This is a genomic window from Candidatus Zixiibacteriota bacterium, from assembly GCA_040752815.1.
GTDB lineage: Bacteria > Zixibacteria > MSB-5A5 > GN15 > FEB-12 > JAGGTI01.
The window spans coordinates 1-20,599 of the sequence record JBFMGC010000037.1; the positions used below are offsets into that span (position 1 = coordinate 1).

A 20,599-nucleotide genomic window follows, 5' to 3' on the forward strand; every position below is an offset into this window, starting at 1 on the left:
GATCACCAAGCTCTCGCTCTAACCTGCGGCGGGCAACATCACGGAGGCTGAATGCCAAGCGGAAAAAAACGCAAACGCCAGAAGATCAAAACGCACAAGCGGAAAAAACGTAGACGCGCCGATCGCCATAAGAAGAAGGTCCGTTAGCGGTCGTGGAAATTAGCTCCGCCAGGAGCGGAACTGATTTCCATGGCAGGTAGGCCGCGGTGCCGATTCGGTTCGGAGGCCCGGCCGCCTCGAATCTTAAGATTCGGCAACGCAACGGCTTACCAAAAACATCAAGAAAGCTCGCCCGCCCGGAAGGGCGGGCATTCTTGTTGCCAGTCGCACTGTGGTGAACTGTGCGAAGTCATACCCGGCATTAATCCTGTTGCTGGCGATCTCCTGCCTTGCCGGTAGCGTGCTCGCCGATAGAAGCGATTTTCTTGTCAATGACGATCGGACCTCATCTGATCAGGACCACCCCCGTATTGCAGTGTCCTCCGACGGCAGCTTCGTGATCACTTGGGTCGACCGTCGCTCAGGCTCAGCAGATATCTTTATTCAACGATTCTCCGCCGATGGCGCCGCTCTCGGTGTTAATCGTCGCATAAACGATGATGCCGGAACCGCCTATCAGGCCGAACCGGCGATCGCGGCCGATCTTGCCGGCACGTACACCTTGGTGTGGAAGGACTTCCGCGATGGTATCTATCCCTTTGATCCCCGAATCTACATCCAGAAACTGGATACATCCGCCGCACCCATAGCGAGCAATTCCGCCTTAACAATCGAGCTTCCCGACTCCTTGAAAGAGACACCTGATATCGCTCTTTCGCCCTGGGGTGGCGGGGTGGTGGTATGGGCTGATTATCGAAACCGGAACTGGGATATCTACGGCCAGTCGATCGGGTCCGACGGATCCCGTGTCGGCGCGAACTTCCGCGTCAATGACGATACCGGCACGGCCCAGCAACACGCCCCGAGAGTGACGGTCTCCCCTGAGGGCTGGTTCGCAGTCGCCTGGTACGACAATCGCCTCGGCAATGATGATATCTTTGTACAGCGATACGATTTGTCCGGCGGCCGTCTCGGAGTAAACGTGAAAGTCAACTCGAACACGGGTACGTCGCGACAGGCCTTTCCCGACCTGGCTGCCGACGGGGCCGGGCACTTCACGGTGGTGTGGGTAGACTGGCGCAACGGGGTCTATCCGGCGAATCCCGACATCTATGCGCGCAAGTTCGACACCATGATGACGCCTGTTGCTGTCGAAAGCCGGGTCAACCAGGACGGCACCCAGCGCGCCCAGCGCGAGCCGAGTATCGCCGCCGACCGCCGCGGCAACGTGGCCATGATCTGGTCGGATTCATCGGGCACCGCCCAGTCGTACGATATTGTCGGGCAGATGATCGATGTCGACGGGGTCATCCGCGAGGCGAATTTCCGCGCTAACAGCTTGGGTGATTCAGCGCAGTTGCAGGCCGACGTGGCCCTCGATGGCCGCTATCGCTACATCACCTGGGCCGATAAACGCAACGGACACTATGACATATTCGCCTCGATAACCCGCTACAACGATCCCACTCTGGTGCCAACTCCGAATGCACTTCGTTTCGAGATGCTCGCAGGCGGAGAATTGCCTGACCCGCAACCGATGAGAATCGACCACTACGGTTACAATCCGCTTCATTTCCGGGTACTCAGGTCGCACAATTGGTTTCAGGCAGCGCCGTCGGACGGGGTAACGCCGGCTACAGTAACCGTTTCGATACTTGCGGACACACTTTCGTACGGATCGTATCTGGGAGCCTTGACGCTGTTCGACCTCGACAACATTGACTCGTCGGTGCAGGTGACAGTGCGGCTCGATGTTACCGCTCCAATCCTGCGCCTCTCCGAGGACACGCTCTTTTTCAGAGTGTTCGCAGGACTTGAGGACTCCGCAAGTCAGGCTGTCAGCATCGCTAACGTCGGTGCGGGACATCTGACTTGGCATATTACCGAGGCGCTCGACTGGCTGCACGCGGAACCGGTATCGGGGATAGATGATACGGTCGTTTCGGTTTGGGCTAGCGGAGCCACCTTGTCCTCGGGGGTTTTATTTGATTCCATTCAGGTCGTGGCCGAAGGGGCGATCAACTCGCCGCAAACAATTTGGGTGAGGGTTGAAGCCTCGGATAACTCGCCGTACATCCAACTTGATCCAGACAGCTTCTACGTCGCCGGTGAGAGGCTGGACAGCCTTGATCTATTCACCGTGGTTCGTAACGCCGGAACGGGAGCGCTCAACTGGGCCGCCACGGCTTTCGGGTCATGGCTGCAGGCTGGGACGCTTTTCGGCAGCGATAACGACACCGTCCGGCTGACCGTGAACACCGCCGCTCTGAGCCATGGTCTAAACGTGTCCCGGGTGGAGTTTGCCGACCCTTACGCCTTTCATCAGTTTGTGAACCTCCCTGTGGTGATGGACTACCTTCTGCCCGGCCGGGACACCATCATAGTCGCTGACCTGGACATGGCCGCCGGTGCCGCAGACTCATTCGCGGTGCAAGTCGTCCTACACGACTCGACACAACAGATTATTCTTCCACTTACTTTTGACCCCGACTTGGTGAGTGTGGATGGCGTGACAGTGGATGCCGGTTTGGCTGACGTCATGACCGTCAACAGTACCGTGGACACGGTGTTGGGGGTGATGGGCATTACCGTCACCGGCGCCCACACCGGAAGTGTTCTGGCCCCCTCGGCTGTTGACTTGGTTTGGGTACGTCTCACGGCCAAAGAAACCACGGGTGTTTTCGAGGCGGGTGAGGCGGTTTCACATCGTTTAGCTGCGGTTACGGTCGGGCCGTCAGGAGATCGCCGTCATCCGTCGGCATTACCCGGCCTGATCAGGATAGACGACCCAACCAGCGTGGACGCTGATCCCGTGGCTGAACTTCCGCAGGCCTTTACGCTGGAGCAGAACTACCCCAACCCGTTCAATCCCTCGACCACAATAGTTGTCCAAATGCCGCGCCAGGCCGTGATCGAACTCGAGGTTTTCAATATCCTGGGCCAGCGAGTTTCGCTCCTGGCCGGTGAGGTACTGCCGGCCGGAGTGCATAAGCTGCTGTGGGATGGCCGATTCGATGACGGCCGCGAGGCCCCGTCGGGCATATACTTTTACCGAATCCGGGCCTTTGGCATCTCGCTGGTCCGCAAGATGGTCCTGATCAAGTAAACCCGTCCTCCATGGAAAAAAAATCGCCGCCGAGTAAACCTTGGGCGGCCTTTTTCGTATTCGTTACCTGTGAGACAGGAACTTGCTGGAGGCTGCATGGTAAAGCCGATACACCTGTGGTTACTGACGTTGGCGATGACAGCGATCGGGTTGCCGACGATGGCCGATAACTCGGGCCGAATTTCCGGAACAATTCGTACTGTCGATGGTGACACTTTCAAGGGGCTGATACGGTGGGACAAGAATGAGGGATCGTGGGTGGACATCCTGGACGGCACCCGTGACAGGGACAAGCGCGAGCACAGCTCCCGTTCCACGCGTCGCAAGTACAGCAGCCGTCGATCGTCGGTGAAGCTGTTCGGCCTGGACCTCTCAACCGGCCCTGACAACTACGGTTTTGTGTTCGAGGGCTCAGCGTCCGAATCAGGCATCAGGTTTGGGCACCTGAGATCGCTTGAAGTGACTGATGATGATCGCGCCCTGCTGATTCTGAAGAGCGGAGAAGAGATCGAGCTCTACAACGGGTCGACCGACATCGGCACCAGTATTCGTGAAATCCTCATCGAGGACGTTAATGAGGGAGAGGTGGAGTTCTCCTGGGAGGATATCGAGCTGATAGAATTCAGCGATGCCGGTTCCGGGAAGCCGTCGGTGTTCGGGGAACGTCTGTACGGCACGGTCTCGACGAGGCGGGGCGATGAGTTTACCGGTTTCATTTGCTGGGATGTTGACGAACTTTTCGAGGAAGACATTCTCGATGGTGAGGATCGCCGCCGCAGCCGCAAGGTGCCGTTCGGAAGGATTTCGTCGATCTCACGCTATAGTTCCAGCGGGGCCGAAGTGGCTATGAAGGCCGGCGACACCGTATTGCTGCGCGGATCCAACGATGTAGATGAGGGGAACAGGGGTATAATCGTGTGCGATCCGGCATTCGGTCAGGTGAGTGTGGGCTGGGGCGAGTTTGAGAAGCTCGAGTTCAAGACGGCCCCGCGAGCTGTCAGGTACGCCGACTTCGACGGCGGTCGAAAGCTCAAGGGCACGGTCTATACTGAGGACGGCGAGAAGTTTTCGGGCGAAATCTGCTGGGACGATGATGAGGTGTACAGCTGGGAGCTGCTCAACGGAAACTACCGCGACATGGAGTTCAAGATAGAGATGGGGTTGATTAAGCAGATTGAAAAGAACTCCGGGCGCTCATCCGATGTAACCGTTTCGGATGGTAGGGTATTCCGGCTGCGCGGATCGAATGATGTCGACGAGGACAACAAGGGCATCATCGTAACCGCCGCCGACGGTGACGAGGAGTATATCGACTGGGAGGAATTCTCCAGAGTGGTCTTCGACAACAAATAAACCCCTGTAGGTCTTAGTGCCTCAAGCCCCGCAGACGGGTAACCACTGCGGGGCTTTCCATTGTCTGACGAAGTCCTGCAATGAGAAACCTCGGCCAGGCCGACCGGGGTTTGGATTACTGGCGGCGATGACCGCCTCGCACAACCTACTGCTCCTGGAGCTTGGTCTTCCGTTCCTGCAGGTCCTTGACATGCTGCTCGGCGATAGCCACGTCGTTCTTGGCTTTTGCGTTGTTGCGCGCATGCCTTATAAATGCGTTCCAATTGGCGATGTTGGCATCGATGTTATCCGGGAACTCCGATTCGACCGCTACCGCGTAGTTATACGAGGCCTGGTGTTTGCCGGGGTCGGCACCCATTGCCGCCTTAAACGCGGCCGCTGCCTTGGAATACTTCTGCTGACCGAGGTGGATTTGCCCAAGCGCGAAGTGCACGTTGTAGTTCTTCGAGTCAAAAGTCAGTGCCTTGTCAAGCGCCGCGATTGCCTGAGACATCTTCTCCTGCTTCTGATATGACTTGCCCAGATAGTAGTAGGTGGTCTCGTCCCCGCCCCCGCCGGAATGGCACTTCTCGAAAGTTGCCGTGGCATCGGCGTACTTGTTGCCGATGTACTGTATCTTGCCGAGCTCGCCAAGGATTGCCGGATCATCCGGCCTTATTGCCAGCGCCGACTGAAAAGCCTGTTCGGCCTCAACGCGGCGTTTCAACTTATTCTGTACGCGCCCAAGATTGGCGTAACCGTCGACACTCTGCGGGTTCTTCTTCACGACTATCTGGAACTGCTCGAGGGCCTCATCGAACCGCGCCGTCTGGAAAAAGGCGACACCCAGGTTCAGGCGGGCATCGACGTAATCCGGGTCCTTGGAGATGGCGCTTTGGAACATCGTAATGGCCATATCCATATTGCCGCCCTGCATCTGCTTGATACCCTCGTTGTACGCCTCCTTGGCCGCGGTGGCGTCGTCTTTCGTCCCCTCCTGGGCGTACCCGGAAATGCTGCCCAGACTCACGGCGAGCGAGAACACAATTAACGAGAATTGAAGACCTCGACGAATCATCATTGCTCCTTTCAAAATGGCAAATCTACAAGACCTAATACAATTTCCAGGACGATTTGATCCCGCCGGATGTTACAAGCCGGCCCGGTGAGAGTCCAGTGCCCTCCTGACCTCAGGATACTTTAGGGCGAGAATTCTTGCGGCCAGAACGGCGGCATTGGTGGCTCCCGGCGAGCCGATTGCAACCGCCGCCACCGGAATCCCGGGCGGCATCTGCACGGTTGCCAGCAGAGAGTCGAGTCCATCGAGCGCCGCCGGCAGCGGCACCCCAATAACAGGAAGTATCGTGTGCGCGGCTACAACCCCCGGCAGAGCAGCCGCCAGGCCGGCCATGGCGATCACCACCTCAAAGCCATCGGATTGCGCCTGCTTCGCCAGTTGGGCTGTGCGCTCGGGGTGGCGGTGCGCCGACGAGACTTCGGTGGTCGATTCAATCCCCAGAGTTTTCAACTGCTGAGACGCCTTCTCGGCGTACTCAAGATCGCACTTGGATCCCACAACGATAAGTACTTTAGGCATTCTCTTCTCGCTTCTGCTCGTCTAACACGCGAAAACCGATATCACGTCTATAATGGACGCCGTCAAACCTGATTCGTTTGACGATCCGGTATGCCTTGGCCAGAGCCGCCTTAAGATTACCATTCATGCCCATAACACCAAGCACGCGCCCGCCTGAAGTTACCCACTGGTTGTCGTCTTTACGGGTTCCGGAATGAAAGATATACGCCCCCTCCTCGCCGACATTCTGCAGTCCCGATATCCGCAACCCGGTTTGATACTCACCAGGGTAACCCTTCGACGCCAGCACGACACAGGCAGCCGATCCGCGTCGCCATTCCAGCTTGGGCAGCTTGTCCAATTGGCCGTCGACTGTAGCCTTCATCACTTCCAGCAGATCAGTTTTCAGCAGTGGCAAAACGGCCTGGGTTTCCGGATCACCGAAGCGGCAGTTAAACTCGAGTACCTTGGGGCCGGCATCGGTAAGCATCAGTCCGGCGTAAAGCACACCCCTGTATGGGATGTTTTCCTTTCGCAGACCCGCGATCACCGGCTCAAGAACAAACTGTGTAATCTGTGACATGACTTTTTCGGTGACAAACTCAGCCGGACAGTAGGCTCCCATACCGCCGGTGTTGGGACCGGTGTCACCGTCGAGCAATTGCTTGTGATCCTGGCTCGGCAGAAGGGGGATATAGCTCTTGCCGTCGGTGATTACCATTATCGAGACTTCCTGGCCGCTCAGACAGGATTCGATCACCACTTTGTGTCCGGCCTCAGCGTACTTCTTTTCCACAAAAATCTGTTCCAGCGTCGCGGTGGCCTGTTTGAAATCCCGGACGATGATGACACCCTTACCGGCAGCCAGGCCGTCGACTTTGATCACAGTCGGGAACTCCATGCCCTTGCAGAACCCGACAGCTTCGGTGAGATTGTCGAAAACCTTGAACGCCGCAGTCGGTATGTGATACCGCTGCATGAACTCCTTAGCGAAGGCTTTCGATGATTCCAGGCGGGCACCGGACTTCTCGGGACCGAACACTTTCAGTTTGCGGCGCTTGAACTCATCGGCAATACCGAGTGCCAGCGGCTGTTCCGGGCCGACCACAGTGAGGTTGATTCTCGAACTGGTGGCGAACTCAGCCAGGCGCTCGATATCGTCGGCCTTGATATTCACACACTTGGCGATTCGCATCATCCCGGCGTTGCCGGGCGCGCAGAACAGCTTTTGGATCTTTTTGGACTGTTTCAGCTTCCAGGCTATCGCGTGTTCGCGACCCCCGGAACCGACAATAAGAACCTTCATAGCCGGTTACCAATCCCTTAAAGCGGGCAATAATACGACATTGTGGCCCTCGGACAACTTGTTTTTTGGCGCGGGCTGTCGGGCAGGGTCGCCCGCCACCACTGAAGGGGACCGACCGCCGGCACAGAAGGGGCCGACCGCCGGCACGGAAGGGGCCGACCACCACTTGTGCCTGGCGTACCTCCTGGTGCGCCAGGGATCGGGCGGCGGTGCGAGTGACCCGAGGTGTGGAGAATCGTGGTGGACGAGGACGTCCACCACGCACACATAAGGCGTGTTGCGCCAGGTTTGCGAGCAATTTCCCTGCGCCCACCCGATTGATCGCTGCTCCGGAAGCGTCTGGAATCTTCTGGACTTATGCTGTTGACAAGCCCTTGGGCCAATCCTTATCTTGGCCCCTCGTTGGCGCGACCGTTGGGTCGCATAGCTTTGGGATGCAACGACAAATCTTCTGCGTTTGAGGTTATGGCGATGAAAAGGTTCTCCTTGCTCCTGGCGGTGCTGATCGGTGCGCTCTGCTGCTCCCCGGTCGCGGCCCAGGAAGCCGATGAAGAGTCCGTCAAGGATTTCATGGAAGTAGGCATTTACGGCGGCGGGGCGCTGCCGATGAGCAGTCTTTCCGACTGGAGTGTTACCACAGAGGGAGTCACGGAGAAGATCGGTGCCCGGTTCGGGTTTAATGTCGGTTTCGATGTCGGGCACTTCCTGACGCCGAGCCTGGTGGTCGGAGTCACCATGAACTACGCCCAATTTGGGATTGAGGCCGATGAAGCCGAGCCACGATCCATGAATCATCGCCTGATCAGCCCGGCCGCTTACGTGAAATACTACTTTCAGGGCGAGTCCAACTTTCTGCCCTATATCAAGGGCCACGCGGGGGTCGATGTCGTCAAATTCGCCACCCGAGTGTACGACGGTAACATTCCCGGCTATGAATACCGCGAGCTGTCATACAACCCCGCGTTTGCCTTCGGGGTCGGCGGCGGACTGTTCTATTACACGTTCGATTATGGTGGCCTGTATGCCGAGGCCAACTACCACACGGCGCTGACCAAAGATGTCGAGGGTGACTACGGAGACCTTGCCTACCCATTCGGTGAGACGGCCGGGGTGATCGATATTCATGCCGGTATCAAAGTGTTCTTTGGCGGCGATTGATTCGCCACCTGCTCTGCTATCGACAAGCCCGCCCTCGGCGGGCTTTTTTCTTGTCTGACCACCAGCCAGACAATAGATTCGCGCCATGCCCTCAGAAAAGCTGCTGCTTGTTGACGACGAGGCCAACCAGCGTCAGTTGCTGGCCGGATTTTTGGAATCACACGGCTACCAGATTACCCAGGCTGACAGTGGCCAGGCGGCGCTCGATCTCTATCACGAAGTCTTCGCCCCGCTCGCGGTGGTGGACATGAAGATGCCCGGCATGAGCGGACTGGAACTGCTCCAGAAGCTGCGCAGCATAAATCCCTTCATCCAGGTGATCGTGTTGACCGCGTTCGGTTCAGTAGAATCGGCGGTCGAGGCAATGCGCGCCGGCGCATTTGACTATATCACCAAACCGGTGCAGGACCTCGACGAGCTTCTGCTTCGCCTGGAGAAAGCGGCGGCGCAGAATCGACTCGTTGTCGACAACCAGGTTCTAAGCGAGCGGCTGAAGGATTTCTTTCCAGAGACCGAAATAATCGGCCAGTCGACGGCCATCCAGAAAGTACGCGAGATGATCGCCCTGGTGGCTCCGCGTGATACGACTGTTTTGATTACGGGGTCGTCGGGCACCGGGAAAGAGCTGGTGGCACGCGCCATCCACGCACTCTCGCCGCGCGCCGACAAGCGGCTGGTGGCGATCAACTGTGCCGCGTTTCCGGAAACACTTCTGGAATCCGAGCTCTTTGGTTTCGAGAAGGGAGCCTTCACCGGCGCGGATCGCGCCCGCCAGGGGAGATTCGAGCTTGCCGACGGCGGCACGCTCTTTCTCGACGAAGTGGGGGAAATGCCGCTGACCATGCAGGTAAAGCTGCTCCGCGTTCTTGAAGAGCGGAGTATTGAGCGGCTTGGTTCGGTGCGTGAGATCAAGCTCGATTTGAGACTGTTGGCCGCCACCAATCGCGATGTGGATAAAATGGTCAAAGAAGGGGTCCTCCGCGAGGATCTCTACTACCGGCTTAATGTCGTCAACGTCCATCTGCCGCCCCTAGCAGAGCGCACCGGCGACGTGCTTCTCCTGGCTCAGAAGTTTATCGAGAAGTACGCGCGCAAGATCGGTAGAGAAGTGCGCGGCCTGGATGCCTCGGCCGCCGCGGCGCTCACGGCGTATTCGTGGCCGGGGAACGTGCGCGAGCTGGAGAATATAATCGAGCGTGCCATCATTCTCACGCGCTCGACCAGTCTCACTCGAAACGATCTGGCCGGTCTCGAACATGACACTGTGGCCACGGCGTCCGGTAGAATCCGGCCAATGGCCGAGGTTGAAAAAGAGCACATTCTATTCTGCCTGAACCAGCTCGATTGGAATATCGGGATGACCGCCGAGCGGTTGGGCATTCACAGGAATACCCTGCGCACCAAAATCAAAGAATACAACTTATCTCGTCCGGCCTGAGCCTTTCTGTGCGCTGGTAAGTCCCTGTGCACAGTTTTTGTGCCTGTACGGCCAACGTACGGCTCGAATCGTCGGCGTATCCCGTTACTTCACAATAAGATACCGCGTCAGGCACGCAGCTTGTTTGTACAAGCGTGGAAACGATGTTGCTTTGGACACGGAGACAAAACGTTATGACAAAAGTTCTGACCATGATTCTTGCCCTGGCGGCCCTCGGTTTGGCCGGTTGCGACGAAGACGACAACATAGTTACGCCGGTTGACAGAGTTCCGGCCACGCCTCAGGGAGTTTACTCTATCACTGGCAACAGCAGCGTTCTGGTGATCTGGAACGGCATCTACGAAAAGGATGTCGACTATTACAGAGTCTATCGTTCGCTTCAGGCCACGACCGGTTACGTGGCGATCGCTAACGTCGATGCCGTGCCAAATCCCAACCTGGATTTGCTGATCTACGAGTACCGGGATTTCGGCGCTACGAATGGTGTGACCTACTGGTACGCTGTCACGGCAGTTGACAACGCCGGCCAGGAGTCGCCGCTTTCTGCGGAGAACGTGTTCGATACCCCAAGGCCGGAGGATATCGGCACGATGCAGCCTAACGACCTCGCGCCGAACCTTGCCGGGTTCAATCTCGCCACACATGCCAACGTGGCCTGGGATTCCGAGGTGGCGGATGTCTATGTCGACAGAGCCGACGGCATCGTGTATCTGAACGCCGGTGTCTTCACTCCCAACCAGACCGATATTCAGGATTTAGGATACACCGCGGAGTTTGACGATGTCGGTTGGGCGCCGGAGTTCGGCTGGTCGGAGCTAGGCTACTATGAGGCGATTGTCGGCCACACCTATATCATCTGGACAAGTGACAATCATTACGCCAAGATCAGAATCACGTCAATAACCCCGTCCGGGACTGTCGGGTTCCAGTGGGCCTGGCAGTCGGTAGAGGGCAATCTCGAACTGGCCCCGCCGGTGCGTCCGGTTCACGATGACCAGTGGGGACAGCCCAAAGCGTCAACAAAAACGAGTGAGCTGCTTAAATAACTGAAAGGAGTGATTGGCAATGTTGCGCACAACGTTTAAGACCAGCCTCATGACCGTGCTGGTGCTTGGGATTGGTGCCGGAATCACTCCGGCCCAGTCGATCGCACCGGTCACCGGTGACGAGGAGTACGATCGGGCGCATGTCGATCGGTATCTCGACGTCGAGTTGTGGACGAGCAACAGCGACGGCGAGTTTTATGATGGCGATGAGATCGTTGTCTATTTCCGGGTCAACCGCGACGCCTTTGTAGCGCTGTATTCAATTGATACCCGCGGCCGGGTCAACCTGCTTTTCCCGACCTACCCGGGCGAGGATAACTATGTCACCGGCGGCGTGACCTATAGCCTGCCCGGAGCCAATGACGATTTTGATCTGGTGGTCTCCGGGCCCGAGGGGTTCGAGAATATCCAGATCATCGCTTCGCGCGAGCGATTCCCGATTCCCGATTGGTATCGCGGACCGCAGTTGGTGGTCGATGAGGACGATGATCGCGACGATTATATGGACTGGGTCAACGCGAACTACTTCGTCGACTACGGCGGGCAGCGGTTCGCCTATGATCGCGCGGTCATCTATGTCAACGAATGGGAAGAGTACTACTTCCGTCCCATCTACCGCCCGTATTATCCCAGTTGGACCGTGTACGGCAACTGCTATATCGATTACCCCTGGGGTGCGTCGATTTATGTCAACGGCATCTACTGGGGCTGCGCGCCGCTGTACATCCCGCGGATAGCTGTCGGCTGGCACACGATCACGATTTATGATCCGTACGGTTGGGCGTGGGAGCACGATTTCCACATCTCCCGCTATAACACGGTTGTGTTCAACCGGACTATAATCGTCACGAGTTCGTCGGTGAAGTCCAAGTACAAGGAAGTGCGCATGGCGGGGTACCGGAACCCGGTACAGAACGGATATCCTGACTATGAATCTCGTCGTGTGAGCATGGAGAGCGCTCTGAAAAAGAGCGGGGCGGTGGTGTCCAAGTCCGGACAGAGCGGGCAGTCGGGCAAGCTGGATGACGCATTCGAAACGGCCCCGAAGAAATTCGTGCGCGGCTCGACCAAGTTGGTGAAAACCGACCGCGGATACGAGACCGACGCCTCCACGGCGACCTTCCCCGACAAGGCGGGCAAGCGGGGCACGACCAGCCGAACCAGAGAGAAGGAGAGCTTCGAGCAGCACAAAGGCTCGACCGACAAGTCCGGCTCGCCGGATATCGATCGTTCACAGAAGCGCAGTTCGGGTGAGAAAAGCGGCCGCCAAAAGAGCGGAGGAGGTACAATCGAACGTTCGCGGGGCAAGAGCAGCTCGGGCGGTTCCTCCGGTGGTGGTCCCAAGATAGAGAAACGGAAGACTTCGGGTAAGACTGAATCAGGTTCGGTTCAGAAGCACTCGGCGCCGTCGAAACGCGACAAGCCTGCCCAGGTTTCACCGAAGAAAGCGCCGAAGTCCGGGTCATCATCGTCGGGCGGCTCCAAAGGCGAGTCGAAATCGCCGTCATCGGCCGGACAGAAATCCAGCCCATCCGGCGGTGGCGGCAGCGGTAGTTCCGGCTCCGGTAAAGACAAGGGTGGCGGGGGCTCCAGCTCGGGTACTCCGCGCAAGAAATAGTCTCCCTCCTCACGTTTGGCTCGCAAGGGCCGGGTATCAACCAGATGCCCGGCCCATTTTCGTCGCAGCGGGTGCGTGTATTCGATTAGGCCGCAGTTTGGAGGCTGGCTCAGCTGTCTCAAAAGACGCTGAAACAGTTGCGTCAGTTCTTGCCCCTTTTGCCTTGACCGTTGAACGAGGTAAATGGGGTGTGAACTGACGCCCCTAACCCGCTCCCGATCAACGGCGTCAGGTCACACTTCGAGCCCGACACGCTCCGCGGGACGGCCTCGAAGCAAGGGCAGACTCAACCGATCGCACTTGTGAGACAGCCTCTTTGGGTGAGATAAAGAAGTTCCTGGCGCTGGACGTTTGGGTGGTTCGGAGTGATTCCCCTTTTTCGACACGGTGTCGGGACTGTGAAGGTCCCGACCTACGAGAGGGAAACGCCCAATTCGGGCTAATGGAATCTTTAGCACTTGACGAACGTTTAAGCAGATGTTACATAAGAATGGCACTGACAGCACGACTGCCATTATGGCAGTACAGCCGAAAGGGTGGCAGAACTCGTTGTGGCGTTTGAGAATCTAACAGATCGCGAGAGGCAGGTCCTAGCTAACCTGATCGACTATTACATCGCTACGGCAGGGCCGGTTGGGTCGCGGGCAATTGCCCACAAATACCGCATGGGACTCTCATCGGCGACCATCCGCAACACCCTGCAAGACCTCGAGGATCTCGGCCTTGTTGAGCAGCCGCATACGTCGGCGGGGCGAATCCCCACCGACTCCGGTTACCGCGTGTATGTAGATTCCATCCTGCGCCCTGAGCCGCTGTCTGACGATGAAAAGACAATCATCCGCCGTCGACTCGTTCGGGACGGTCGCGGAATCCGTGAGATTCTCGGACAGACAGCTAAGATACTCAGCGACATCACGCATCAGCTTGGCCTCACTGTCGCTCCGCGCTTTGAGGTCGGCATTCTGAAAGACATCAGGCTGATACCGGTGGCTGATGATCGTTTGATGGTTGTTGTGGTCATGCACAGCGGTCTGGCTCGCTCGCTGATTCTCGAGGTGGAGACATCGCTGGCGGATGAGTCAATCGCTGAAGTTGAGCTGGTCCTGAACGAGCGGCTTCGCGGTCTGACATTGTCGGATATTCGGGACACGATTTCGGCGCGCCTGGCCGATGTCAGCGGCCACGGCCGCGTGATCAAGATCGTCATCGATTCCAAGGACCAGATCTGGAGCGAAGACCGCTCCGAGGACCTCATCTTCTCCGGCACTGATAACCTGGCCGCGATGCCTGAGTTCGCTGACCGTGAGCGACTCAAGGCGATGCTGAAGGTGGTCGAGGAAGGCCGGGTCCTTTCGGATTTCCTGAGTCAGGCACAGGGCGAGGGACTGGTGATCACCATTGGCCGAGAACACGCTATAGATGAAATCATCAACTGTTCACTGGTTACGGCAACCTACAAAGTCGGTGAGATCTCCGGCGCAGTCGGGATAATCGGACCTACACGGTTGCCCTACAGCAAGGCGGTGTCGATAGTCGAATACGCGGCCCGGTCGATCAGCGATCTGCTCGCCGGTATGGACCGTCAGAAAGACCAGCAGCGCAATGGCTGAGAAGGATGTAAACAAACAGGTCAAGGGATCCGCAACGGACGAGGCTCGGGCGGTACCCGATCAACATGCGGCGCGCACTATTCCGGTCGGTGCCGACGGACAGCCGGCGGAGGCTGCGCTGTCGCCCGAACATCAGGCGTCTGCGGCAAAAGCAGAGGAGGTCGATCCGGTGCAGGTGCTGCAGGCCAAGGTGGCCGAGCTCGAAGATCAGCGGCTCAGGGCGCTGGCTGAGCTGGACAACTCCCGTAAGCGGATGGCCAGACAAATCGATGAACTGGTTCGCTTTGCAAATGACCGCCTGTTCCTGGAACTTCTCGATGTCGTGGATAACTTCGAGCGGGCGCTCAGGCACGCTAACGAGAATGGCGCTGTCGGCGAATCGGGACTGGAGGCGCTGCGCAGCGGCACCGAGCTGATATATAATCAGTTAAATGGCCTGCTCAGCCGTTACGATGTCAAGCCGCTTGAATCAATCGGCCGCCGTTTTGATCCAAAGTATCACGACGCGCTGGTGCACGCGGAGTCGGATGAGTACGGCGAGGGTATCGTGTCCGCTGAGATCAGCAAAGGGTACACGGTAGGCGACCGGGTCCTGCGCCACGCGCGTGTAGTGGTCAGCAAAGGGAAGGCACCGGAATCGGAGCCCGACCGACCGGCCGAGTGAATAGCTCGGCTGACCGCTGGTATCGGAGAAGAAATAGGTTTTGGATGACGAATAGAAAGAGGAGAATCAAGTATGGGAAAGGTAATCGGAATTGATCTGGGGACCACCAACTCCTGTGTGGCGGTCCTGGAGGGCAAAGATCCGGTAGTGATTCCCAATCTGGAAGGCTCGCGCACCACGCCCTCGGTGGTCGCCTTTACCAAAGACGGCGAGCGACTGGTCGGGGCGGCCGCGAAGCGCCAGGCAGTCACCAATCCGGAGAACACGGTCTTTTCGATCAAGCGCTTCATGGGGCGGCGTCACTCCGAGGTCGGCTCCGAGGAGAAGCTGGTGCCGTACAGGGTCACTGAAGACTCGGCGGGTAACGCGGTCGTGGAAGCGGGCGGAACGCGGATGGCGCCTCCGGAAATTTCCGCCATGATTCTGCAGTACATCAAGAAAGCGGCTGAGACCTATCTGGGCGAGGAGGTGAAGCAGGCAGTGATCACGGTGCCGGCCTATTTCAACGACTCGCAGCGTCAGGCCACCAAAGACGCCGGGCGGATCGCCGGACTCGACGTCCTACGTATTATCAACGAGCCAACAGCGGCATCCCTGGCGTACGGCCTGCAGAAGAAGACCAACGAGAAGATCGCCGTGTACGATCTTGGCGGCGGTACGTTCGATATTTCGATTCTTGAGATCGGAGACGGTGTTTTTGAAGTTCGATCCACGAATGGTGATACGCACCTCGGCGGCGATGATTTCGATCAGGTGATTATTGACTGGATGGCGGATGAGTTCCGCAAGACTCAGGGTATCGACCTGCGCAAAGACCGCATGGCCTTGCAGCGCCTCAAAGAAGCTGCCGAGAAGGCCAAGATCGAGCTGTCCTCGAGCCTGCAGACCAACATCAACCTGCCGTTTATCACGGCCGACCAGAGCGGCCCCAAACATCTCGATCTGATGCTTACCCGCGCCCGGCTGGAACAACTGACAGATCACCTGTTGCAGCGAACGATAGGGCCATGCAAAGCGGCGCTGGCCGATGCCAAACTGTCGGCCTCGGATATTGACGAAGTTGTAATGGTCGGCGGGATGACCCGTATGCCGAAAGTAGTCGACACGGTGCGCCAGTTGTTCGGCAAGGAGCCTCACAAGGGTGTCAATCCGGACGAGGTAGTGGCGGTGGGCGCTGCTATTCAGGCCGGTGTGCTGGCGGGCGATGTCAAGGATGTAGTGCTGCTCGACGTTACCCCGCTCTCGCTCGGTATCGAGACCCTTGGCGGTGTGATGACTAAACTGATAGAGCGCAACACGACGATTCCGACCAAAAAGTCGCAGATTTTTTCCACCGCCACTGACAACCAGCCCGCGGTCTCGATCCACGTGCTTCAAGGTGAGCGCCAGATGGCGATCGACAATCGCACGCTCGGCCGGTTCGACCTGGTGGGCATTCCGCCGGCGCCGCGAGGGATGCCGCAAATCGAAGTGACGTTTGATATCGATGCCAACGGCATTGTTCACGTATCGGCCAAAGACATGGCGACCGGCAAGGAGCAGTCGATCAAGATCGAGGTCTCATCAGGATTGAGCGAGGCTGAGATTAAACGGATGGTTGACGATGCCGAGAAGCATTCCGAGGAGGACAAGAAGAAGGGCGAGCTTATCCAGGCGCGCAACGAAGCCGACCAGTTCCTGTACGCGACCGAGAAGATGCTCAAGGACTACGGTGACAAAGTACCCGAGAGCGAGAAGAAGACGATAGAAGCTGCCGCACAGGAATTGAAATCGGCAATCGGCGGTGACTCGGTTGATCGCATCAAGTCGGCCCGCGAGAAACTGGAGCAGGCGTCGCACAAACTGGCGGCGGAGATGTACAAGCAGGCCCAGCAGACCACCGGGGCGCAGGCCGGAGCCGAGCCGGGCGCGTCCGAGACCAGTCGCGAGCAGCCGTCGGCGGCGGGCAAGGACGGTGCGGTTGACGCTGATTTCGAGGTGGTCGACGAGGACAAGAAGTAGAGGCTGAATGGCCAAACGCGATTATTACGAAGTCCTGGGTGTGGACCGTGGCGCCGACGCCGACGGAATCAAATCGGCTTATCGCAAGCTGGCGATGAAGTATCATCCGGATCGCAATCCGGGGGACAAATCCGCCGAGGAGAAGTTCAAGGAAGCGACTGAGGCGTACGAGGTTCTCAAAGACCAGCAGAAGCGCCAGCTCTATGACCAATACGGCCACGCCGGGGTCGGCCAGGGTGCGGGCGGATTCGGAGGTTTCCAGGGCTTCGGGACGTTTGATCTTGGCGACGCGCTCCGAGCGTTCATGCGTGATTTTGGCGGTTCGGGCTCTATATTCGATGAGTTTTTCGGCATGGGCGGCGGAGGGCGACGTCGCAGTAACCGCGGGGAAGACCTTCGTGTGCGCATACCGCTCACGCTGGAGGAAATCGCTTCCGGAGTGGAAAAGACAATTAAGATCAACCGGATGGTCTCGTGCGAGACTTGCGACGGCACCGGCGTGGCGGCGGGCTCGTCCAAACAGACCTGTTATCAGTGTAAAGGAGCCGGGCAGGTGCGGACAGTCTCGCGGACCTTCCTCGGCACGATCCAGCAGGTGACGACGTGCAACGTCTGCCATGGGACCGGTCAGGTGATCGCCCAACCGTGCAAGACCTGTGGTGGCGAGGGACGCCACAAGGGCACGAGCAAGGTCAATATCAACGTGCCGGCCGGGGTCTCCAGCGGCAATTATATGACCATCGACCGCATGGGCAATGCCGCGTTGAATGGCGGCCAGGCCGGCGATCTCATTGCGATTTTCGAGGAGGTGGAACATCCGATCTTCTCGCGGCACGGCGATGATATCCTGCTCGAACTGCCAATTGCGTTCACCACAGCCGCGCTCGGCGGCCAGATGGAGGTGAAAACAATCACCGGATCAGAGCGGCTGACTATACCTGCCGGTACGCAGTCGGGCAAGATTCTGCGCCTCCGCGGGAAAGGGATCCCACATCTGCATCGCGGCGGACGCGGCGATCAACTGGTCCAGGTCATCGTCTGGGTTCCTACGCGTCTCAGCTCCGAGGACAAGCGCACGCTGGAAAAACTGGGCCAGTCGGAAACCTTCCGTCCTCCCGAGGGCGACAAATCGTTTATCGAAAAACTGCGAGAGACCCTAGGGGTATAGTCCATGGCCCTGCCGGCACCCGAGGCGTATCTCGAAGTAAGAGTGGATGTGCCCCAGAGCCAGGTTGAACTCATCTGCGATTTCATAATTGAAAACATCACTAACGGAATCGTACTGGAGGACGAGGAAGGGTCGGCGACTACGACTGTTATCTTCTACGTACCGGAAAGAGACACTCGGCATCAGTCACTGCTCGCGCAATTCTTTGCGAAGCGGGGTGGGATTGAATTGGCCGCGCCGTCGATTAGATCTCGTCGGGTCATACATGGAGAGTGGCTGGACCAGTACCGGGCGAGTGTAAAGCCCATCCGGATCGCCGCCGATCTGATCGTTCGGCCTGCCTGGGTTTCGCCCACCCAGGACCGCTATCAGATTGTAATCGAGCCCAAGATGGCCTTCGGAACCGGCAGCCATGCTACGACTCGAAGCTGCCTGCAAGTCATTCGTGAGCAATTTCAGCCGGGGTGGCGCTTTCTCGACATGGGGTGCGGCTCAGGCATTTTGTCGCTTCTAGCCGACCAGATGGGGGCATTGTACATCAAAGCGGTTGACTACGATCTGGCCGCGGTTGCCAATTGCCGTGAGAATTTCGACATCAACGGGGTGAAAACTCCCCATGAGATTGTCATAGGCTCAATCGAAAAGTGTTCGCGCGATGAGCCTTATCATCTTGTGTGCGCGAATATCATCCGCACCACGATTCTCACGATGCTCGATCGCCTGCTGAAACTGACTGCCGTGGGGGGATTGCTCGTTTTGTCCGGACTTCTGGACAAAGACGAGGCAGCGATAAGCGGCGCGCTTCGATCGGCGGACCAATCCGATTTTACCATTCTGCACGATGAAGAGTGGCTCACTTACACGGTCGTGCGAAAGTGACGTATGCAGCCGCCCCTGTTCTACGCCCCCCCGGATAAGCGCGATGGTGATCTGATAGTATTACCTGCCGACGAAGCCCGCCATGCTGTACGCGTAATGCGTTTGAAGCGCGGGGCAGTGGTGATTGTAGTCGATGGCCTGGGCCATGCCTGCCGCGCCGAACTCGGGGTGCCCTCGGGCAACACGGTATCCGCCCGCGTTCTCTCGGAAGTTCGTGATTTCGGTGAGCCGTTGGTGCGAGTGACGCTGGCGGCCGGGCTCTCGGCCGGGACCAAGTTCGATTCGGTGGTTCAGAGAGGCACCGAGCTGGGCGTGTCGCGTTTCGTACCGCTCCTGACGGAGAAATCAAAAGTGGCGGTAGAAGATGCGCGCAGAGAGAGATCGAAACTGACTCGCTGGCGCAACGTGGCCACCGCGGCGATGAAGCAGTGCCGGCGATCATATATACCGGATATCGCCGCGCCTACACCGTACCGCAGCTTCCTCAAGCAGTTTGAACGGTCGGATATCGGGATACTGTTCCATCCCGGAGAACGCGCGACGCCCCTCGAGCAGGTGGAACTGCCCAAAGACCTCAAGCGACTGACCGTCCTGGTGGGACCGGAGTCGGGGTTTAGTGAACACGAAGTCATTCTGGCGGAGCAGGCCGGACTGGCCCAAGTCGGCCTCGGTAGGCGAATCCTTCGAACCGAGACTGCCGGACCGGTGGCTGTGGCGCTGATTATGGCCCAGCTGGGTGAATTCAGATAATCACCGAGTTGTCGATAATCGGAGTATATGCCAGATTTCGAATTGATTCTCGTTTTCGTACTAGGCCTGGCGGTAGGGTCATTCCTGAATGTTCTCGTCTATCGCTTGCCTCGCCGAAAACAGTTCGTGAAGGGGCGTTCCGCCTGCCCGCATTGCGGCGCCGTCATCAAGTGGTACCAAAACATCCCGCTGGTCAGCTACCTGGCTCTGCGCGGGAGGTGCGCGTCGTGCCACAAGCCGATTTCATGGCGCTATCCGCTAATTGAACTGCTCAACGGATTGGGCTACCTCTATTTCTTCTATAACTATAACTGGTCGGTTGAATTCGCCGTGTTTGCGTTCCTGGCCTCCGCGCTTATTGTCGTTTTCTTCATAGATCTGGAGCACCAGATCATCCCTGATCTGGTAACGCTTCCGGGTATGGTGATCGGTTTGGCCGTGTCACTTTTCCCCGATGGAGTGACCATCGTTCAGTCACTGATCGGACTGGTTGTCGGGGGTGGTGCTCTGTACTTGATTGCCGTTCTCGGCGACTGGCTGTTCAAGAAGGAGTCGATGGGCGGCGGCGATATCAAACTGGCCGCCATGCTGGGCGCGTTTCTGGGCTGGCAAAAGGTGCTGCTGGTGTTTCTTGGCTCGGCGGTCATCGGCCTTGTAGTGTCGTTGTTGATCATGGCCTTTTCCGCCCGACTGCGCAGGACCCGGATCGTCCCGTTCGGGCCGTTTATTGCGCTAGCCGCGGTTATGGCCCTCATCTGGGGCGACCGGATAGTTGCCTTTTATATCGATAATTTCCTCCATCTTAACTGACTGACCGCGTCTCAAACCGTCCCCGACCCTGCCGATTA

Annotated in this window: 16 protein-coding genes; 13 read left to right on the top strand and 3 right to left on the bottom strand. The window is 57.9% G+C overall.

The window, feature by feature from the left end:
* Nucleotides 1-334 precede the first annotated feature (334 nt).
* Nucleotides 335-3,205: a T9SS type A sorting domain-containing protein gene (locus tag AB1772_09490; GenBank protein ID MEW5796581.1), complete on the top strand. Its 2,871-nt coding sequence runs from the start codon at nt 335-337 to the stop codon at nt 3,203-3,205.
* Between the two features lie 96 nt (nt 3,206-3,301).
* The gene (locus AB1772_09495) at nt 3,302-4,558 is read left to right on the top strand and encodes a hypothetical protein (protein MEW5796582.1); all 1,257 of its coding nucleotides are present in this window, start codon (nt 3,302-3,304) and stop codon (nt 4,556-4,558) included.
* 145 nt (nt 4,559-4,703) lie between these two features.
* On the opposite strand, the gene AB1772_09500 is transcribed toward AB1772_09495, so the two are convergent.
* The 3 genes from AB1772_09500 to purD form a co-directional block, all read right to left on the bottom strand.
* A complete protein-coding gene (locus AB1772_09500) occupies nt 4,704-5,618 on the bottom strand; it encodes a tetratricopeptide repeat protein (protein ID MEW5796583.1) in 915 nt (304 codons plus the stop codon).
* 69 nt (nt 5,619-5,687) lie between these two features.
* On the bottom strand, nt 5,688-6,134 hold the full coding sequence (purE, locus tag AB1772_09505) for a 5-(carboxyamino)imidazole ribonucleotide mutase (GenBank protein ID MEW5796584.1): 447 nt from the start codon (nt 6,132-6,134) through the stop codon (nt 5,688-5,690).
* On the bottom strand, nt 6,127-7,419 hold the full coding sequence (gene purD, locus AB1772_09510; GenBank protein MEW5796585.1) for a phosphoribosylamine--glycine ligase: 1,293 nt from the start codon (nt 7,417-7,419) through the stop codon (nt 6,127-6,129). Before purD ends, purE begins: the two co-directional genes overlap by 8 nt.
* 471 nt (nt 7,420-7,890) lie before the next feature.
* Here purD and AB1772_09515 point away from each other — a divergent pair, with 471 nt between their 5' ends.
* The 11 genes from AB1772_09515 to AB1772_09565 all read left to right on the top strand — a co-directional run bounded on the left by AB1772_09515 (nt 7,891) and on the right by AB1772_09565 (nt 20,561).
* A complete protein-coding gene (locus AB1772_09515) occupies nt 7,891-8,577 on the top strand; it encodes a hypothetical protein (protein ID MEW5796586.1) in 687 nt (228 codons plus the stop codon).
* A gap of 85 nt (nt 8,578-8,662) precedes the next feature.
* On the top strand, nt 8,663-10,015 hold the full coding sequence (locus AB1772_09520; GenBank protein MEW5796587.1) for a sigma-54 dependent transcriptional regulator: 1,353 nt from the start codon (nt 8,663-8,665) through the stop codon (nt 10,013-10,015).
* Between the two features lie 173 nt (nt 10,016-10,188).
* Nucleotides 10,189-11,061, top strand: a complete 873-nt coding sequence (locus AB1772_09525; GenBank protein ID MEW5796588.1) for a hypothetical protein — start codon at nt 10,189-10,191, stop codon at nt 11,059-11,061.
* A gap of 19 nt (nt 11,062-11,080) precedes the next feature.
* Entirely contained in the window at nt 11,081-12,679 is a 1,599-nt protein-coding gene (locus tag AB1772_09530) for a DUF4384 domain-containing protein (GenBank protein MEW5796589.1), read from the top strand.
* A gap of 536 nt (nt 12,680-13,215) precedes the next feature.
* Nucleotides 13,216-14,289, top strand: coding sequence for a heat-inducible transcriptional repressor HrcA (gene hrcA / locus AB1772_09535; GenBank protein MEW5796590.1), 1,074 nt, complete (start codon nt 13,216-13,218; stop codon nt 14,287-14,289).
* Nucleotides 14,282-14,953 carry a nucleotide exchange factor GrpE gene (locus tag AB1772_09540; protein ID MEW5796591.1) on the top strand — a complete coding sequence of 224 codons (672 nt, stop codon included), beginning with the start codon at nt 14,282-14,284 and terminating at the stop codon, nt 14,951-14,953. The genes hrcA and AB1772_09540 overlap by 8 nt, the downstream gene beginning before the upstream one ends.
* 72 nt (nt 14,954-15,025) lie before the next feature.
* Nucleotides 15,026-16,954 (top strand): molecular chaperone DnaK, encoded by a 1,929-nt coding sequence (gene dnaK / locus AB1772_09545; GenBank protein ID MEW5796592.1) that lies wholly within the window; start codon nt 15,026-15,028, stop codon nt 16,952-16,954.
* 7 nt (nt 16,955-16,961) lie between these two features.
* Nucleotides 16,962-18,122, top strand: coding sequence for a molecular chaperone DnaJ (dnaJ, locus tag AB1772_09550; GenBank protein MEW5796593.1), 1,161 nt, complete (start codon nt 16,962-16,964; stop codon nt 18,120-18,122).
* A gap of 3 nt (nt 18,123-18,125) precedes the next feature.
* Entirely contained in the window at nt 18,126-19,001 is an 876-nt protein-coding gene (locus AB1772_09555; GenBank protein ID MEW5796594.1) for a 50S ribosomal protein L11 methyltransferase, read from the top strand.
* 3 nt (nt 19,002-19,004) lie between these two features.
* Complete coding sequence (locus AB1772_09560) at nt 19,005-19,751, top strand: RsmE family RNA methyltransferase (protein MEW5796595.1); 747 nt, start codon at nt 19,005-19,007, stop codon at nt 19,749-19,751.
* 27 nt (nt 19,752-19,778) lie between these two features.
* Entirely contained in the window at nt 19,779-20,561 is a 783-nt protein-coding gene (locus AB1772_09565) for a prepilin peptidase (GenBank protein MEW5796596.1), read from the top strand.
* Nucleotides 20,562-20,599: the final 38 nt, after the last annotated feature.

What these genes read in the sequence shown, in the direction of transcription:
- AB1772_09540 (MEW5796591.1), top strand. Translation starts at nt 14,282, where the DNA reads ATGGCTGAGAAGGATGTAAACAAACAGGTCAAGGGATCCGCAACGGAC.
- AB1772_09525 (MEW5796588.1), top strand. Translation starts at nt 10,189, where the DNA reads ATGACAAAAGTTCTGACCATGATTCTTGCCCTGGCGGCCCTCGGTTTG.
- AB1772_09530 (MEW5796589.1), top strand. Translation starts at nt 11,081, where the DNA reads ATGTTGCGCACAACGTTTAAGACCAGCCTCATGACCGTGCTGGTGCTT.
- dnaK (MEW5796592.1), top strand. Translation starts at nt 15,026, where the DNA reads ATGGGAAAGGTAATCGGAATTGATCTGGGGACCACCAACTCCTGTGTG.
- AB1772_09495 (MEW5796582.1), top strand. Translation starts at nt 3,302, where the DNA reads ATGGTAAAGCCGATACACCTGTGGTTACTGACGTTGGCGATGACAGCG.
- dnaJ (MEW5796593.1), top strand. Translation starts at nt 16,962, where the DNA reads ATGGCCAAACGCGATTATTACGAAGTCCTGGGTGTGGACCGTGGCGCC.
- purD (MEW5796585.1), bottom strand. Translation starts at nt 7,419, where the DNA reads ATGAAGGTTCTTATTGTCGGTTCCGGGGGTCGCGAACACGCGATAGCC.
- purE (MEW5796584.1), bottom strand. Translation starts at nt 6,134, where the DNA reads ATGCCTAAAGTACTTATCGTTGTGGGATCCAAGTGCGATCTTGAGTAC.
- AB1772_09560 (MEW5796595.1), top strand. Translation starts at nt 19,005, where the DNA reads ATGCAGCCGCCCCTGTTCTACGCCCCCCCGGATAAGCGCGATGGTGAT.
- AB1772_09500 (MEW5796583.1), bottom strand. Translation starts at nt 5,618, where the DNA reads ATGATGATTCGTCGAGGTCTTCAATTCTCGTTAATTGTGTTCTCGCTC.
- AB1772_09555 (MEW5796594.1), top strand. Translation starts at nt 18,126, where the DNA reads ATGGCCCTGCCGGCACCCGAGGCGTATCTCGAAGTAAGAGTGGATGTG.
- AB1772_09515 (MEW5796586.1), top strand. Translation starts at nt 7,891, where the DNA reads ATGAAAAGGTTCTCCTTGCTCCTGGCGGTGCTGATCGGTGCGCTCTGC.
- AB1772_09565 (MEW5796596.1), top strand. Translation starts at nt 19,779, where the DNA reads ATGCCAGATTTCGAATTGATTCTCGTTTTCGTACTAGGCCTGGCGGTA.
- AB1772_09520 (MEW5796587.1), top strand. Translation starts at nt 8,663, where the DNA reads ATGCCCTCAGAAAAGCTGCTGCTTGTTGACGACGAGGCCAACCAGCGT.